The 2,912-nt window shown below is 67.9% G+C and carries 1 protein-coding gene and 1 rRNA gene; both read right to left on the bottom strand.

All coding sequences use genetic code 11. The features are described 5' to 3' along the window. Positions 1 to 840, bottom strand: an 840-nt coding sequence (locus tag ACWEVS_RS15845; RefSeq protein WP_452552022.1) for a hypothetical protein, incomplete at its 3' end; no start/stop codon positions are given. A 1,923-nt stretch (positions 841 to 2,763) separates the two neighbouring features. Further along, positions 2,764 to 2,880 (bottom strand): 5S ribosomal RNA (rrf, locus tag ACWEVS_RS15850). Between the last annotated feature and the right edge of the window lie 32 nt (positions 2,881 to 2,912).

The raw sequence follows: 2,912 nt of genomic DNA on the forward strand, positions 1-2,912 counted from the left end.
CACCGCGATCCCTGAACCCGCCACCCTGCGGACGGTCACCCCGATCCCTGAACCCGCCACCCTGGGGACGGTCACCACGGTCACGGTACCCACCCCGGTCCTCACGCCGCTCGAAGTCACGACGCGGACCGCGATCGTCCCTGTCACGGAACCCACGGTCATCCCGATCGCGGAACCCACCGCCCTGCGGGCGATCACCGCGATCCCGGAACCCGCCACCCTGGGGACGGTCACCACGGTCGCGGAAGCCGCGCTCGTCGCGGTCACGGAAGCCACCGCCCTGGGGACGGTCACCGCGGTCACGGTACCCACCCCGGTCCTCACGCCGCTCGAAGTCACGACGCGGACCACGATCATCCCGACCCTGGAACCCGCCACCCTGCGGGCGATCGCCACGATCCCTGAAACCACCGCCCTGCGGACGGTCACCCCGATCCCGGAACCCACCGCCCTGGGGACGGTCACCGCGGTCACGGAACCCACCACCCTGCGGACGGTCACCGCGATCCCGGAACCCGCCACCCTGCGGACGGTCACCGCGATCCCGGAACCCGCCACCCTGCGGACGGTCACCGCGGTCGCGGTACCCACCCCGATCCTCACGCCGCTCGAAGTCACGACGCGGACCGCGATCATCCCTGTCACGGAACCCACGGTCATCCCGACCCCGGAAACCGCCACCCTGCGGACGGTCATCCCGACTCCGGAAACCGCCACCCTGCGGACTATCGTCCCGACTCCGGAAGCCACCGCCCTGCGGCCGGTCGCCACGATCGCGGAAGCCGCCACCCTGCGGACGATCGCCACGATCCCGGAACCCGCCACCCTGCGGACGGTCACCACGATCCCTGAAACCCTGGGGCCTGTCGTCACGGGAGGCGTAGCCCCGCTCATCCCTGTTCTGGAACGGACGCGACGACCTCGGCCGCTCGTCCCGGTCGTCACGCCCCTGGTATCCGCCGCGCGACCGCTCACCGGACCTGAACGGACGCTCTCCGCGCGACTGTCCGCGCTCGCCGTACGAACGCCTCTCCCCGTAGCGAGGCGCGTCCTCGCTCTGTCGGCCTCGCTCGCGGCCCTCGTCGTCCGATCCGTTGTCTCTGTTCACTTCTGGTCCATTTCGTTGGCTCACTCAGCGGACGCGTGCTCCACCGAGACGGTCCACCGTGGCTGATCGCCGCCCACTCGGGTCTTACGCGACGAAGGCCACCCGAGGTTGAGGGTGGCCAGGCCTCCCCAGCCTAGCAAGAGCCCAGGTGTCCCCGGACCTCAAGCACCGTCGGAAAAGGCGATCACGCTGTGCCGGAACTCTCGCCGCCAAGGTCGGTCCGATTCCGCGCAACCGCAGAATCCCGTCACCGCATCCAGAGCCCGATCAACAACGCCATTCTCGACCTGCCGGGCACGAGCTGCCGCATCCAGCAGGGGCACCGCCAGCTCTCTCTCGCCTGCGGCCGGGTGAGACGCTCAGCCGCTGGGCGGCCCGCCTCTGCCCTACTGTAAGCGGACATCCCACCGTCTGGCCGAGGCTCTCGCTGGAAAGGTCGTCGTTGCGTCTTCGAGTGTGATGCCGTGGTGGGTGTCGCGCACGACGTCTACGCGAGCGATCGGGGGTGGGGCGATATCGCTCATATGCGCGTGATCATAGGTCGGAAAGAGATCAAGTGCCCCTCTGCTTGACGGCCACGCTCAGGGCTGGTGCGACGTAGGCGCAGAGCACCGCCAGCCCGGCCCTGAGTGGCAAGGGGTGGAAACCCGCGCGGCCGGCATGCAATTTCCGTCTATGTATGGGTATGCCGGGATGCTTTGCGGCATCGCCAACCCGGCCGCCGGAGTCAACCGGAACACCCACTGCGCCACCGGGTCCGGCAGCACCGAGGCTGTCGATCGACCTCGATCCTGTGGCCATCCCCCACCCCCACCACGGCCATCCACCAGCAATTTCTACTGGCCGTCAGCCTGCAATGCCATGACCGCCCAGCAGCAGAGCATCCTGACCGTTCACACCTACCGGCGCCGGCGCGGACCTCAACGAGATCCGCCTCGCCGCGCCCACAGGCCAGGCCGCCGAGACCGGGGTGGCAGAGCGATTACCGCCCAGACCCAGGGGAGTGGCTGACGTTCGTGCCAGTGTGAAGCGGACGAGCGGGCCGCGAGCCAGGTCGAAGAGCCCCACAGCGGCGCGAGTAACTGCCGAACCATGCAGGCCTTCTCCCTCGTCCCTGTATCCAAGCGACTGTATGCGAGCGAACTGAATCGAGGTGGGCTGAGGGGCCTGCTCGTCCGAACACCGCCGGCCGGTGGCGAGGCTCAGCAGCTTGTTGCGCAACAATCCTGACTGCCCGAGCCGACCGAGGTCCGCGAGTCCCTGCGGTGACACGCCGCCCTCATCAGAAGTACGGCAGGCAGCACCTGGACTGGGGCGTCATCCTCCGGCCAAGGGCCTGAATGTATGACCTCGACGACGTGAAGCTGACGTGGAACCTCCCGACCGTGGTGCGCGCGGGAAGCCGGGAGGAAACGACGCGTTCGTTCCAGCGGAAGGGAACGAGGCGTCTGTCCAGCAGTGGTGCGGGCCGTCGCTCATTACCGTCGCCGGAAGCCCGTCCTGTCAACCGAGGCCCCGGCAGCCTGCCACTGCCACTGCCAACAAGGCATCCGCACCATGTCGAAGACCGAGCACACCCAGCAAGCCCCGGCCACAACACCGCCGGAAAAGCAGTAAGGGCCACCCCAACCGGGATGGCCCTTACTGTAAAGATTGTGCGGCGGCGACCTACTCTCCCACACCCCTTCGAGTGCAGTACCATCGGCGCTGAGAAGCTTAACTTCCGGGTTCGGAATGTAACCGGGTGTTTCCTTCCCGCCATAACCGCCGCAACCCTACGAGACACGCTGCTTGCTGTCTCAGA

Source organism: Nonomuraea sp. NPDC003754 (assembly GCF_053605785.1).